15 protein-coding genes and 1 pseudogene are annotated in these 12,782 nt (G+C 54.8%); 4 read left to right on the top strand and 12 right to left on the bottom strand.

Translation table 11 applies throughout. The annotated features are described in order from the left end of the window. Positions 1–95 precede the first annotated feature (95 nt). The gene (yjgA, locus tag ACOYNV_RS01565) at positions 96–644 is read left to right on the top strand and encodes a ribosome biogenesis factor YjgA (protein WP_422897974.1); all 549 of its coding nucleotides are present in this window, start codon (positions 96–98) and stop codon (positions 642–644) included. 190 nt (positions 645–834) lie between these two features. Here yjgA and ACOYNV_RS01560 read toward each other — a convergent pair whose 3' ends face one another. Continuing rightward, positions 835–2,364: a hypothetical protein gene (locus ACOYNV_RS01560; protein ID WP_422897973.1), complete on the bottom strand. Its 1,530-nt coding sequence runs from the start codon at positions 2,362–2,364 to the stop codon at positions 835–837. A gap of 204 nt (positions 2,365–2,568) precedes the next feature. Between ACOYNV_RS01560 and ACOYNV_RS01555 the strand changes: the two genes are divergently transcribed. Both ACOYNV_RS01555 and ACOYNV_RS01550 read left to right on the top strand, forming a co-directional pair. Next, the gene (locus ACOYNV_RS01555) at positions 2,569–3,390 is read left to right on the top strand and encodes a thymidylate synthase (RefSeq protein WP_422897972.1); all 822 of its coding nucleotides are present in this window, start codon (positions 2,569–2,571) and stop codon (positions 3,388–3,390) included. 21 nt (positions 3,391–3,411) lie between these two features. Beyond that, a complete protein-coding gene (locus tag ACOYNV_RS01550; protein ID WP_422897971.1) occupies positions 3,412–3,948 on the top strand; it encodes a dihydrofolate reductase in 537 nt (178 codons plus the stop codon). Between the two features lie 139 nt (positions 3,949–4,087). On the opposite strand, the gene ACOYNV_RS01545 is transcribed toward ACOYNV_RS01550, so the two are convergent. The 4 genes from ACOYNV_RS01545 to ACOYNV_RS01530 form a co-directional block, all read right to left on the bottom strand. Beyond that, positions 4,088–6,325, bottom strand: coding sequence for an Orn/Lys/Arg decarboxylase N-terminal domain-containing protein (locus tag ACOYNV_RS01545; RefSeq protein ID WP_422897970.1), 2,238 nt, complete (start codon positions 6,323–6,325; stop codon positions 4,088–4,090). A 129-nt stretch (positions 6,326–6,454) separates the two neighbouring features. Beyond that, a complete protein-coding gene (dcd, locus tag ACOYNV_RS01540) occupies positions 6,455–7,021 on the bottom strand; it encodes a dCTP deaminase (protein WP_422897969.1) in 567 nt (188 codons plus the stop codon). Next, positions 7,002–7,610, bottom strand: a complete 609-nt coding sequence (locus ACOYNV_RS01535) for a TA system VapC family ribonuclease toxin (RefSeq protein ID WP_422897968.1) — start codon at positions 7,608–7,610, stop codon at positions 7,002–7,004. Before ACOYNV_RS01535 ends, dcd begins: the two co-directional genes overlap by 20 nt. Then, positions 7,610–7,840 (bottom strand): hypothetical protein, encoded by a 231-nt coding sequence (locus tag ACOYNV_RS01530; RefSeq protein WP_422897967.1) that lies wholly within the window; start codon positions 7,838–7,840, stop codon positions 7,610–7,612. The genes ACOYNV_RS01535 and ACOYNV_RS01530 overlap by 1 nt, the downstream gene beginning before the upstream one ends. Positions 7,841–8,173: 333 nt before the next feature. Here ACOYNV_RS01530 and ACOYNV_RS01525 point away from each other — a divergent pair, with 333 nt between their 5' ends. After that, on the top strand, positions 8,174–8,611 hold the full coding sequence (locus tag ACOYNV_RS01525) for a hypothetical protein (protein WP_422897966.1): 438 nt from the start codon (positions 8,174–8,176) through the stop codon (positions 8,609–8,611). 181 nt (positions 8,612–8,792) lie between these two features. Here ACOYNV_RS01525 and ACOYNV_RS01520 read toward each other — a convergent pair whose 3' ends face one another. The 7 genes and pseudogenes from ACOYNV_RS01520 to ACOYNV_RS01490 form a co-directional block, all read right to left on the bottom strand. Further along, on the bottom strand, positions 8,793–9,128 hold the full coding sequence (locus ACOYNV_RS01520; protein WP_422897965.1) for a helix-turn-helix domain-containing protein: 336 nt from the start codon (positions 9,126–9,128) through the stop codon (positions 8,793–8,795). Next, on the bottom strand, positions 9,106–9,282 hold the full coding sequence (locus tag ACOYNV_RS01515; protein WP_422898052.1) for a hypothetical protein: 177 nt from the start codon (positions 9,280–9,282) through the stop codon (positions 9,106–9,108). Before ACOYNV_RS01515 ends, ACOYNV_RS01520 begins: the two co-directional genes overlap by 23 nt. Before the next feature lie 32 nt (positions 9,283–9,314). Continuing rightward, a pseudogene (locus ACOYNV_RS01510) lies at positions 9,315–9,455 on the bottom strand (type II toxin-antitoxin system RelE/ParE family toxin); the annotation flags it as partial. Positions 9,456–9,921: 466 nt separating this feature from the next. Then, positions 9,922–10,797: an HDOD domain-containing protein gene (locus tag ACOYNV_RS01505; RefSeq protein WP_422897964.1), complete on the bottom strand. Its 876-nt coding sequence runs from the start codon at positions 10,795–10,797 to the stop codon at positions 9,922–9,924. A gap of 337 nt (positions 10,798–11,134) precedes the next feature. Further along, positions 11,135–11,863 carry an REP-associated tyrosine transposase gene (locus ACOYNV_RS01500; RefSeq protein ID WP_422897963.1) on the bottom strand — a complete coding sequence of 243 codons (729 nt, stop codon included), beginning with the start codon at positions 11,861–11,863 and terminating at the stop codon, positions 11,135–11,137. A 23-nt stretch (positions 11,864–11,886) separates the two neighbouring features. Next, positions 11,887–12,291, bottom strand: a complete 405-nt coding sequence (locus ACOYNV_RS01495) for a type II toxin-antitoxin system VapC family toxin (RefSeq protein ID WP_422897962.1) — start codon at positions 12,289–12,291, stop codon at positions 11,887–11,889. Further along, positions 12,291–12,533 carry a hypothetical protein gene (locus ACOYNV_RS01490; protein ID WP_422897961.1) on the bottom strand — a complete coding sequence of 81 codons (243 nt, stop codon included), beginning with the start codon at positions 12,531–12,533 and terminating at the stop codon, positions 12,291–12,293. Before ACOYNV_RS01490 ends, ACOYNV_RS01495 begins: the two co-directional genes overlap by 1 nt. Between the last annotated feature and the right edge of the window lie 249 nt (positions 12,534–12,782).

Genomic DNA, 12,782 nt, shown 5'->3' with positions numbered 1-12,782 from the left:
TGCTGGCGTTGAAAGCCGCTATCATAGCAGTTCCCTGCCGGGCTTCTGTTCCGGCATGTCCGCCTGACCGACACGCAGCTTCCGAATAGAAACCGATGATTACCCACGAAGAAGAAGAACCAGTACCGCTCTCGAAAACACGACGCAAGCAGGCGATGGAGGAATTACAGGCGCTCGGTGAAGAACTGGTCGCGCTATCCAAAGATCGCATCAAGAAAATTGACATCTCCGAGGAGTTGCGCGAAGCCGTTGTCGAAGCACAGCGCATGATGCGACCCGATGAAGCCAAGCGTCGGCAGATGCAGTACATCGGCAAAATCATGCGCAATGTGGAAGTGGAGCCGATTCGTGCCGCGCTGGCGCTGGTTCGCGGTGATTCGGCGAGTGAAACGGCCAAGCTGCATCGCCTTGAGCGACTGCGCACGGAATTGCTGGCTGATGAAAAAGTGCTGCACGAAATCGCCACGCTGTACCCGTCGGTCGATCTGCAACACCTGCGCTCACTGCGCCGGGCGGCACTCAAGGAGCATGAGCTGAACAAGCCGCCGCGCAGTTACCGCGCGATCTATCAGCTACTCAAGGAACTTGAACAAGACGCAAATAACGAGACCGAAGACAGCGAGCCAACCAGTAACGGCGAGTAGTCAGTCATGGTGAAATCTATGGATAACCCCGTCATTCCGGGCTTGACCAGGAATCTGACCGAAGGGAATGCAGAGCCAGATTTGTCAATCTGATCAAGATGTTAAAAAATCGACTTGATAAACGAACTGGATTCCGGGTCAAGCCCGGAATGACGAATTTATTTTCAGCACATTTCCCCATGACTGACTGCTAGTCCGACACGCTTTCCCGATAATGGCCGATCTCGAAATTGCTACCTATATCTTCGCGTTCAACCGGAGTCAGCAGGTAGCGCCGCCCATCGTGCGCAAACTCCAGGCTCTCGCGCAAGTCGAAACTCGCAGGCGGCAAGACCATCCGTGTAGCGCCCGGCGCATTGCCCTCACGTAACCAGATGCCGGGGATGGCTCCGGTTGCCGAAAAGCCCGACGTCCGTGGCCGCAGCTCGACGCTCTGCGCCTGCCTGGACAGCGTCTGGATACCGACACTGGCATGGACATCAGAATCCTTCTTGTAGCGCCTGACCACCCCCAGCACCCAGTTCTCTCCGCCCTCGGGCTGCATGCTGATCAAGGCTCCAATCTTCAGCCAGTCGCCGCCAAGATCATCGATACCAGCGCCAAAGCCGCCGCGACTTACGTTCTCGACGACCCAACTCTCGGCCGTGTGTTCCTTGCCAAAACGCGCCACATCACCAGCGAATACGGTAAAGCAGTCGTCAAAACCCTGCAGCACGGCCATGCGCGTTTTTACAGCATGGCGGGCATGCTCGCGTTGCGGCGGCTTGGGAGCCCAGTACATGGCCAGATGGCGCAATACAGGGAGCAAGACCTTGGCCAGGTATTCACCACCCAGATTCAGATCAGCGGGAACTTCGCCACGTTCAACGCTGCGCATCAACTCGTTCAAAGCCTGCGGCGCTGTTCCCGGCGAGAAAAAGCGCAGGGTCGGCAAAAGACTGTCGGGCTGACGCGCCATCCGTATCGGTGGCAAACCACTCGCGGCATCGACCCAATACACACTGTCGCGCAAACAATCTTTCGAGAAAACAAAGCCTGGCTGAAAGTTGGCGCTCAGCCTGTCCGCCAGCTCGATTTCGAGCGGCATCAGGCTATCCATCGAGGAGGAGTGAAAAATCAGCGCCTGCAAGTACTGCTGGGCCACGCTGGTCAACCCCGGCTGCCCCGGATACAGCGGCACCGGCTTTTGCGCATACCCCGCCGCTTCGGCCGCCAGATAGGGCTGTCCGAGGCCACGCCACAAGTCCTCGCCAATCGGCCCATAACGGTATACAACCCATTTCAACTGGGTGGCTCGCGCCGCCAGCAGACGCGTTGCAGCGAGCGGCAACGACGACTTGAGCGCTTCGCTGCCTTTGTCCTTCGGGTTCTGCATCGCGCGCTCGAGGCAGCGCGCATAGAGGCTGGATACTTCCCCCCAGTAGTTGTAGCACAAGGTCCACATGCGACGCTCTTCACTCTTCGATAGCCGCGCAGAGTGCAGGTAGTCTCGTGTCAGGCGACGAACGTGCGGCTGTGCCGCCTCGTCGAGTTGCCGGACCACATCAAAAAAACGGTCAAGGCGGAAATCGTCTGCCTGCTGCAAGGATTCGAACCAGCCATACACCTCGTCAACCGCCTTGAAAGCATTATCCAGAGGCAATTCAACGAGAACCCGCTTGAACTCCCGGGGATCACCCAGCGGATGATCCGGACGTGACGAAAAAAGATTCATGATCATGGCGACCAGACCTTCATCCCGGCCAGCGGGAAAAATAAGAAAAAATATATTCTGGGATTATAGGGCGACTGAGAAAAGCTGCAAGTCATGGGACAATGCCGTCAATCGAACGATAACAACCTTAAAGATTGACGTTTGAGAAAACCGGCGTGGTAGAAGCTGATCCATTACAATCCAAATGATCATAACCACCCGCGCAAAAGCATGAAGCCATATCTCGACCTGATGCGCCATGTCCTCGACCATGGCACCCCCAAGGCAGACCGCACCGGCACCGGCACCCGTTCGGTATTCGGCTGGCAAATGCGCTTCGACCTCAGTGCCGGCTTCCCGATGCTGACGACCAAGAAACTGCACCTGCGCTCGATCATTCACGAACTGCTGTGGTTCCTGCAGGGCGACACCAACATCCGCTACCTGAAGGAAAACGGCGTCCGCATCTGGGACGACTGGGCTGACGAAAACGGCGATCTCGGCCCGGTTTACGGCCACCAGTGGCGCCACTGGAAAACGCCGGACGGACGCGAAATCGACCAGATCGTCCAACTCGTCGAAGGCCTGAAAAACAATCCCGACTCGCGACGGCACATGGTCACCGCATGGAATCCGGGCGATGTCGATCGCATGGCCCTGCCGCCCTGTCACGCCATCTTCCAGCTTTATGTTGCTCCGGCCGCACCCGGCGACGCCGATCAGCGGTCGAAACTATCCTGCCAGCTTTACCAGCGCAGCGCCGACATTTTCCTTGGTGTTCCTTTCAACATCGCTTCGTACGCCCTGCTCACGCTGATGCTGGCGCAGGTGTGCAACTATCGCCCCGGCGATTTCGTGCATACCTTCGGCGATGCACATTTATACAGCAATCATTTCGAGCAGGTGCAGTTGCAACTGGCACGCGACATCCGCCCATTGCCGTTAATGCGACTGAATCCCGAGGTCAAGGACATCTTCTCCTTCCGCTTCGAAGACTTCACGCTCGAAGGCTACGACCCGCACCCGCACATCGCTGCGCCGGTTGCTGTCTAGTCGGGCATGCGCTCTGAACCCATGATTTCACTGATTGCTGCCGTTGCCAGAAACCGTGTCATCGGCAAGGACAACCAGTTGCTTTGGCATCTACCGGAAGACATGCGGCACTTCCGCGAAACCACGCGCGGCAAGCCCGTCATCATGGGACGCAAAACCTGGGAGTCGCTGCCCGACTCCTTCCGCCCTTTGCCCGGAAGGCACAACATCGTCGTCAGCCGGAATCCGGGATATGAAGTACCCGGTGCCACACTCGTCGGATCGCTTGAAGAAGCGATTGGCAAGGCGGGCAGCGCTAATGAAGTTTTCGTTATCGGCGGTGCCGAACTTTACCGGCAGGCGCTAGCGCTGGCTGATCGCCTCTATCTGACGGAAATCGCCCAGGACTTTACCGGCGACGCCTTTTTTCCGGAAGTTTTGGATGCGGAATGGGCGATAATCTCATCTCGCCCCGGCCAGCCCAGCCACTCGGCCATCGCTGCGAAAAGCGCCAATAACCCCGCTTTCGATTTCGTCATTTATCAACGCATTTCAGAAAAAAACAACCATATCCTCTGAAAGCCGCATCAATAGGCGTTCTTCCGGAATCAATCTCTGCAACCCAATGAATACGCCACTCTTCAGGCCTGTGCCATGAAGATCGTTTATCCATGCTGGTTACAGCGGAATCAGGATGAAGCCGTACCGACAAGGACGCTCAGCGCACGCAATCAACGTAATAAAGCGGCCTGCCGTCGACCACTTCCTTGACCAGACCATGGATGTCGGTTTCAAAACCCGGAAATTTCTCGTTGAAATCACGGGCAAACTTCAGGTATCGAACAATCGTGCCATTGAAACGCTCACCGGGGATCAGCAGCGGGATGCCCGGCGGATAAGGCGTCAGCAGGATGCTGGTGATGCGGCCCTCAAGATCGTCGATCGGCACCCGGTCGATCTCGCGGTGCGCCATTTTGGCGAAGGCATCCGTTGGCTTCATCGCCGGTTCCATGTTCGACAGGTACATCTCGGTGGTCAGGCGTGCGACGTCGCTGGCGGCGTAAATACCGTGGATCTGGTTGCATAGATCCTTGAGGCCGATGCGCTCGTAGCGCGGATGCTTGATGACGAACTCGGGCAATACCTTCCACAGCGGCTGGTTCTTGTCGTAGTCGTCCTTGAACTGCTGCAGTTCGGTCACCATGGTGTTCCAGCGGCCCTTGGTGATGCCGATGGTGAACATGATGAAGAACGAGTACAGACCACACTTTTCAACGATGACGCCGTGTTCGGCCAGATACTTGGTGACGATCGCTGCCGGGATGCCCGAGTCGGCAAAGTCGCCATCCACATCAAGGCCCGGCGTGATGACGGTAGCCTTGATCGGATCGAGCATGTTGAAGCCTTCGGCGAGCATGCCGAAGCCATGCCAACGCTCACCCGGCTTGAGCATCCAGGCCTCGCGTTCTTCGATGCCTTCTTCCGAAAGATCGTCCGGCCCCCAGACCTTGAACCACCAATCGACTCCCCACTCCTCATCGACCTTGCGCATGGCGCGGCGGAAGTCGAGCGCTTCGGCAATCGATTCCTCGACCAGCGCCGTTCCGGCAGGCGCTTCCATCATCGCCGCCGCCACGTCGCACGAGGCGATGATGGCGTATTGCGGCGAGGTCGAGGTATGCATCAGGTAGGCTTCGTTGAAGATATCGCGGTCGAGTTGCCGGTCTTCGGAGTTCTGCACCAGAATCTGCGACGCCTGCGACAGGCCGGCGAGCAGTTTGTGTGTCGACTGCGTCGAGAAAATCATCGACTCCTTGCAGCGCGGACGATCGGCGCCAATGGCGTGGTAATCGCCGTAGAAATCGTGGAATGCGGCGTGCGGCAACCAGGCCTCATCGAAGTGCAGCGTGTCGATCTTGCCGTCGAGCATCTCCTTGATTTCCTCGACGTTGTAGAGAATGCCGTCGTAGGTGCTCTGGGTAATGGTCAACACGCGCGGCTTTGATTTCACGTCACGGGCGAAAGGATGGGCGGCGATCTTCTTCTGGATGTTCTCCCAGAGGAATTCCTCTTTCGGAATCGGGCCGATGATGCCGTAGTGGTTGCGCGTCGGCATCAGAAACACCGGTATGGCGCCGGTCATGATGATCGAGTGCAGTACCGACTTGTGGCAGTTGCGGTCGACAACCACCACATCGCCCGGCGCCACGGTCGAGTGCCAGACGATCTTGTTCGAGGTCGACGTGCCGTTGGTCACGAAATACAGGTGGTCGGCGTTGAAGATGCGCGCCGCATTGCGCTCGGAGGCGGCGACCGGGCCGGTGTGGTCGAGCAGTTGCCCGAGTTCTTCGACGGCGTTGCAGACGTCGGCACGCAGCATGTTTTCACCGAAAAACTGGTGGAACATCTGGCCCACCGGGCTTTTCAGAAACGCAACGCCACCCGAGTGGCCGGGGCAGTGCCAGGAGTAGGATCCGTCCGAGGCGTAATGCGTCAGCGCACGGAAGAACGGGGGCGGCACGCTTTTCAAATAGGTTTTGGCTTCGCGCACGACGTAGCGTCCGATGAACTCCGGCGTATCCTCGAACATGTGGATGAAGCCATGCAACTCGCGCAACACGTCGTTCGGAATATGCCGCGAGGTGCGCGTTTCACCGTACAGGAAGATCGGGATGTCCTCATTGCGGCAGCGGATTTCCTTGACGAAGGCGCGCAACTCGGCAATGGTTTTATCCGCTTCACCGGGGGCGAACTCCTCATCGTCAATCGACAGGATGAAGGCCGAAGCACGGCTTTGCTGCTGGGCAAACGAAGTCAGGTCGCCGTATCCGGTAACGCCGAGCACTTCAAAACCCTCATTCTCGATCGCCTTGGTAAGCGCGCGAATACCCAGGCCTGAGGCGTTTTCAGAGCGGAAATCTTCATCGATGATGATGACGGGAAAATGAAAATGCATGTTTGAACCTGCTTCAGAGGTGAACCACTTCTAACACAGAGAACACGAAGGCACAGAGATCACGGAGAAAAGCATTTGTTTCGATCCTCTGTGTACTCTGTGCCTCTGTGCTCTCCGTGTGGAAAGCGGTTAAATTTTTGGAAGAGTAACGCCGACCTGGCCTTGGTACTTGCCGCCGCGATCCTTGTATGAGGTTTCGCATTCTTCATCGGCTTCGAAGAAAAGTACTTGAGCGATGCCCTCGTTGGCGTAAATCTTGGCCGGCAACGGCGTCGTATTGGAGAATTCGAGCGTCACATAACCTTCCCATTCGGGCTCGAACGGCGTGACATTGACGATGATGCCGCAACGCGCATAGGTGCTCTTGCCGAGGCAAACCGTCAGCACGCTGCGCGGGATGCGGAAGTATTCGACGGTGCGCGCCAGAGCGAAGGAGTTGGGCGGGATGATGCAGAAGTCATTGGTCACTTCAACGAAGGAATTCGGGTCGAAGTTCTTCGGATCGACGATGGTCGAATTGATGTTGGTGAACAGTTTGAACTCGTTCGAGCAGCGAATATCGTAGCCGTAGCTCGAGGTACCGTAGGACACAACTTTCCGACCGTCGATCTCGCGCACCTGGTTCGCTTCGAAAGGCTCGATCATGCCGTGCTGCTCCGCCATGCGGCGGATCCACTTATCGCATTTGATGGTCATCGCTGATTACCCGGTGGCGTGAAATAAAGCCGGGTATTTTACGGTTTCCGGAGGAAGAATGGGAATTGGTTTTCCCACCAGCACCGGAGAAGCCTGTGAGCTTCGCAAGGCGCACAAAGGGAAGCGCGTTGCGCCGATATTCTACGAAATTGGCGATGCCGCTTATATCAAATGCAAGCTCTTCGCGCCGTCGCGCACGGCGACTGTCACCAGACGGCGGTCGAAGGTTGCCAGTTGTCCGCCATGCGCAGACGCCAAAGCCAGCAGATAAACTATCGGCAACCTGTCCGGAACTCAATAGCCGAGCCACATCAAACCGTTCACTATCGAGCAGACTGATATCGTCAGGCCAGAAAATATGGCCTGGCAGAGCACGCAAACCAGCCATCAACGGCGCAACCGCCGCTGGCGTGCCCGGCGAGTTTGGATAACGGGTGTGCCCGACGATGCGCAGCACGCCATTTTCGGTCAATGGGCAGGTAGCCCAAGCGTGCCGATGAGTAGCAAACCATTCATGCGCTGCATCGTGCTGGATATGCGCCGGATCAATCAAGGCGATCAGCACATTAACATCGAGCAGAAATGTCATCAAGGCAACTCGTCGCGTAATTGATTGATCAACGCTGACGTGACGGGTGCCGCTCCGGCTCTGGGGGTCAGCAAGGGCACCCCGTTGCGTACGGCACCACTCGGCGCAACAGGCCGCAACGCCTGTCGTGCCAGCGACGACAGAACTTCTCCAACGCTCCGGTGCTGAGTCTGAGCCAGCCCTTTGACGGCATTGAGAACATCATCATCGATAGACAAAGTGGTTCGCATGTCGAATCTCCTATAACGCCGCATCAATCATCATGCATCACACATCACACATCACACATCACACATCACACATCACACATCACACATCACACATCAAACGGTTTTCGATTTTCATGAGGACGGACGTCTTCAGGGTAAAGCCTGCAGATGCCCTGTTAACGGGCGTTGCAGGGACAGCGACAGGCATCAAAAAAGAACTCGATGCTGACCCCGATAGTTGGAGAGGCTACAATCGGCAAGCGATTCGCTTCCTCGCTAATTCGATGACTCGACAATTCGCCGCCATTTACAGCTTTTTACAGCTATTTTCAAATTCCCCACCAGGATCATTCGATGAAAACCATGCTTTTTGTTGCCTCACTGGCCGCTGCGCTTATCGCCCTACCGGCACTGGCACAACAAGGCCCGGCGGGCGTTCCCGGCGCTCCCGGACTGTTTGAAACCGACCCAAGCGTAAAACCTGCGCCACCCGCACCGCCGATTCCGCCTGCGCCACCCGCACCGGCGCGCAAACGTGCCCCAATCGACTGCAGCACGGCGCGCAATCCACAACAATGCGCAGCCCGCAAACAGGCAAACGCCGCCTGCCAGGATCTGCGTGGCCCGCAATTCAAGCAATGCGTACAACAGAAGATGCGACTTGCCGATTGCAGTAAATCGCCCGACCCGGCGCGTTGCGAGCAACATCAAAAAGCGCGCGAATTATGCAAAGATAAAGCAGGCCCGGAGCACCGCCAGTGCCTGCGTAACAACCTGTCCCCAAAAAAGTAGCCGCATACGAACATTCAACGAACGATCGGCTCGCTCAGCAAAATGTCCGCGCGCGATTTTGTAGGGTGTGAAACGCGAAGCGTTGCGCACCACCCGACAGATCAAGCACGCCGATGCGAGGGGGAATCCGCGTGAAAAAAAGAAAGGAATTTGCGCACGCTACCAGGCTGCCGGGCCAGGATCAAAGAACAGCTTCCAGGCCTTTGCGATCCAGCAGATTGAGCAACTTGAGCGAAGGACCGCTGGGATGCTTATCACCCACTTCCCATTTACGAACTGTCGACAGGCTGGTATTCAGAACTGCGGCAAGGACGGCCTGGCTAAGTTGCAGATGGTCTCGTAAAGCACGGATTTGTTGGCTATCGTAATCTGGCACCGGTTTAAGGCACAGTGCATCAAACTTGCTCATATTGCGCTTGTCGATGAAGCCAAGACGATGAAGGTCGCTGGCTGTTTCATGCACAGCTTCAAAGATACTGCTCTTGGCTTTAGCTTTAGCCTTCGTTTTTGTCATCATCACAAACCTCCTCTAGCGAACCGTCCTTCACTGCCTCGTCCAATTGCCGTCCGGTTCTGGCCAGTAATTGCGTGGCGATATCCTGCAAAGCATCCAACTCGTCGTCAGCGATACTGGCTCGCTCATTCTCCCGAACCCGAATACGAAGAACCATCGGTCACCCTTGTTGGTCGCGACCAGCGTTCTCGCACCGCCGCGTTTACCGCGACCCGCAAGCCCAACGCGTTTTTTAACGACGCCACCGCCGGGATCGGCATCAACCAGACCCTGAGCCATTTCTGCGACAGCAAGGCAAAGTGCATGGTTGGTCAGTTCAGTCTTGCGCATCCAACGGCTGAAATGCCGGGTCTTAAATACACGCCCCATGGTTCTATTGTGCCACTTAGTGGCTTAGTTTGTCTGCTTCAATAGCACCGACACCACTGACTTGGTGTGCTTAATCGCCTCAAATGGTGTGACCAAGTTCCAAACAGAAAATCAATGGGTTCAGACTCCATCGGTTTGAAGAATTGAAAACGGATCAATGGATTCTGACCCTATTGATTCCCTATTGATTCCTTGTGCATTGATTCAATTAGAAATTCTTTGAAAAAAAGGCGGGGAACGGTTTGATAGAGATCAGGTCATCTGACTCTGGTGAGGTGGCTGGGCGATGAACAGGATTCGATGCATCTGTTGAATGCAACCGCACAGAATTGCTTTTCGGATTGGCGATTGGCGGTAAGCAAACCAGAAAGAAGGTGATGCGCCACCCCTATCGTGCTTTCCTGGTCGAACACTAGAGCGAAATGCGCTAGCTAAATACGGCCTGCATTTCCTTTGTGTCGGCCTCGATGTCTGGCAGGAGGTCGACAAAATTCTGAAGTACGACGCCCATTTCGCCTGCATTTGGGTCGAAGTCCTGATATAGCCATTCGAAATGCGTGCCGGCAAGAACATTGCCAACATAGACAATGTCAGTCAGCGTACGTACCGTTTCCGGCGCAACGCGAGGTTGATCGTGATCGATAGTGGCTTCGACGATATGCTCTGGCATGCCGAGAGCGCTAAGCAGCGTCACACCTATGCTTTGGTGCCATTGCATGATGAGATACTTGACGGTATCCGGTCGGTCACGTAATTCCGGGTACTTGGCTGCGCGGTACAACATGTAAAAGGCACCAAGATCGTGCACCAGGCCAGCCAGAAGAGCTTCGTCGGGATTGATAAGTGTATAAGTTCTGGCCAGGATTCGGGTAGCCGCTGCGGTTTTCAGGGAATGTATCCAAAGTGCCTTAGTGATGTCGATGAAGATCGCCATGTCCTTGGAACGTATTAGCTGGCGTATGGCGATGCCTAAAGCAGTGGTGCGAACCAGTTCGACCCCTAGGCGGTTGATGGCGGCGCTAAGATCGCGGACCGCAGTTCCGTCGGTTCTGTAGAGGGCGGAATTAGCCAATTGCATTAATTTTGTGGCAAGTAAAGGCTCGATACCAACGATGCTGGCAATCCGCGAAATGGACAGGTCAGGATTGCTTAATTCCTTGCGTATGCGCAAAGAAGTATCAAAGTAGGTAGGAAAGACTACGTCGCCGGCCAGTTCCTTAGCGATATCCTCAAGCATCTGGAAGCGCTGGGTGTTTAGAGTTTCGCCGTTCTTGTCGGTGGTCGATTCCTGGCTGTCATTCATGATGGGCTTGTCTCGCCTGTCAGTAATATCAATCGGTCAGTTGAGCATTCCAGTTCATGCGGGGATTCTCCGTACCAAATGCAGCTTGTTCTACAGCCACCGTCCGAACTTCATAAAGTTTGCACGTTTAAGGGAAGTGGTATTCCTGCTTTGGAATGTATAGGTTTGTACTTAACCAATGACAACTTTATCATTTAAATAATGCATTGCTCCATCGGAATTCAGAAAGTATTGTGGTCAATTTAACCGAAGTTTAACAAGCGCCAAAAAACTTCTATACAAATCATGCAATTAGCGCGCAGATCAAAGGGGTCACGATCAATGGCGATCAATGGGGTCAGACTCCATCGATTCGCAACAAGCTGTTACGTTGAAATTGATCCGACTTCCTATCCCCACCTCTTGCCGCAGGATCAACGCGCCGCGTCAATTGTTGTTGAATCTGCTGTTTAAACCGATCACGCCCTAACACCCAGGCTTTGTTGGTGGCTTCTCTAATCTCATTCACTTCGGTGTCAGCAATGTGGTTCTCAAAAAGTTGTCGATAAGCCGCTTGTCTCTCCGTGTCATTTAAGCCCAACTGCGTGTATTCAAGAGACGGTGTAACCAAAACATCCGCCTTGCCTAAAGCGTTGCAGGGGTAACTTGACCAAGGATACTCGGTTGGAAGCGACACTATCGCCGCACGCACCGGGTTCAACTCTATGTAGCGCATACAGGTTAACAAATACGCTTCCGAATCGATCAAAGTCGCCTTATAACGCCCCTCCCAAAGCGTACCCGTGCGCCGATAGCAATAATTGAAGTACTGCACGTAGTAACGCCCAAGCATTTGCAAGGTTTTACTCAGACTCTGCTCGGCATGGGGTGTCATGAGCAAATGTACATGATTGGTCATCAACACATAAGCATGGATTTCGCAACCATGCCGCTTGCAAGCAAGTTGAAGTTTTTCAAGATAAAACCGGTAATCTTCATCGGCGCAAAAGATTTCCGAGCGATTATTTCCCCGCACAATCACATGCTGAGGTTGGCCAGGGACGACAAAGCGGGGCAAACGTGCCATTGATCAATAACCCAAACTGAAATTCACGCGGCCTCCCAATCTTCCAACTTTAAACCGGCAATCCGTGAGAACTCATTCGTATTATGAGTAACCAGTGTGCAATTATTAGCCAGCGCAATGGCAGCGATTTGCAAGTCGTATGGGCCAATTGGCGTGCCTTTTCGAGCCAGTTCAGCGCGAAGGTCACCAAAAATATAGGCGGCCTCACCGTCAAAAGGAAAGCTGCCAAAGCCAGAAAAAAGAACTTCCAGCAGCGCCAGATTCGACTCGCGGCGCACACTCTTGAAGGCACCGTAATACAACTCTGCTTTCACAACATCACATAACGAGATTTGTGATGGCGGGAAAGCGGCAAGTCGCGGTTTTACAATAGAGGGCGCTGAGTTGAGGTGGCGAATCCAGACGTTGGTGTCGGGCAGAAACAGCATTATTCCAACGCCAGGCGCTGCTCAGGCTCGCTCTGAAGATCACGAACCAAATCGCCGCCTTGCCATGCACCGGCTGTCTTTTGCCAGATACTCTCCGGCATGAACTGATTTGCCTCTTCGCCCGAAGCCGTCTCATCCAGCAGAATCAATACTCGGACTAGCTGCCCCTCCAGCAAATGGAAAGCCGACGGGACGGCAATTTGCCCATGTTCGAGTTGCGATTTGAATTCTATGGCATGCATGGAAATCTCCTGACGCTAATGAAGCCGCTTAGAAAACATGAACTGGCGAATACAGCCTCTTCTCAAGTTGGCTGTTGGATTAGTCCAGACTATATCAAGGAATTGAAAGGTGATCAATGGACTCTGACCCCATTGATATGTTGATATGTTGGCTTCCAGGCTTGCGGTTTGGTTGGGTGTGAAACGCGTTGCGTTGCGCCCTGAAGGATGGCAGCGCCAGCCTGAAGAAGTACTCTTGGGGTGCGCCCT

This window comes from Propionivibrio sp., from assembly GCF_049316945.1.
Taxonomy (GTDB): domain Bacteria; phylum Pseudomonadota; class Gammaproteobacteria; order Burkholderiales; family Rhodocyclaceae; genus Propionivibrio.
This window is presented reverse-complemented; position numbering and strand designations above follow the sequence as displayed.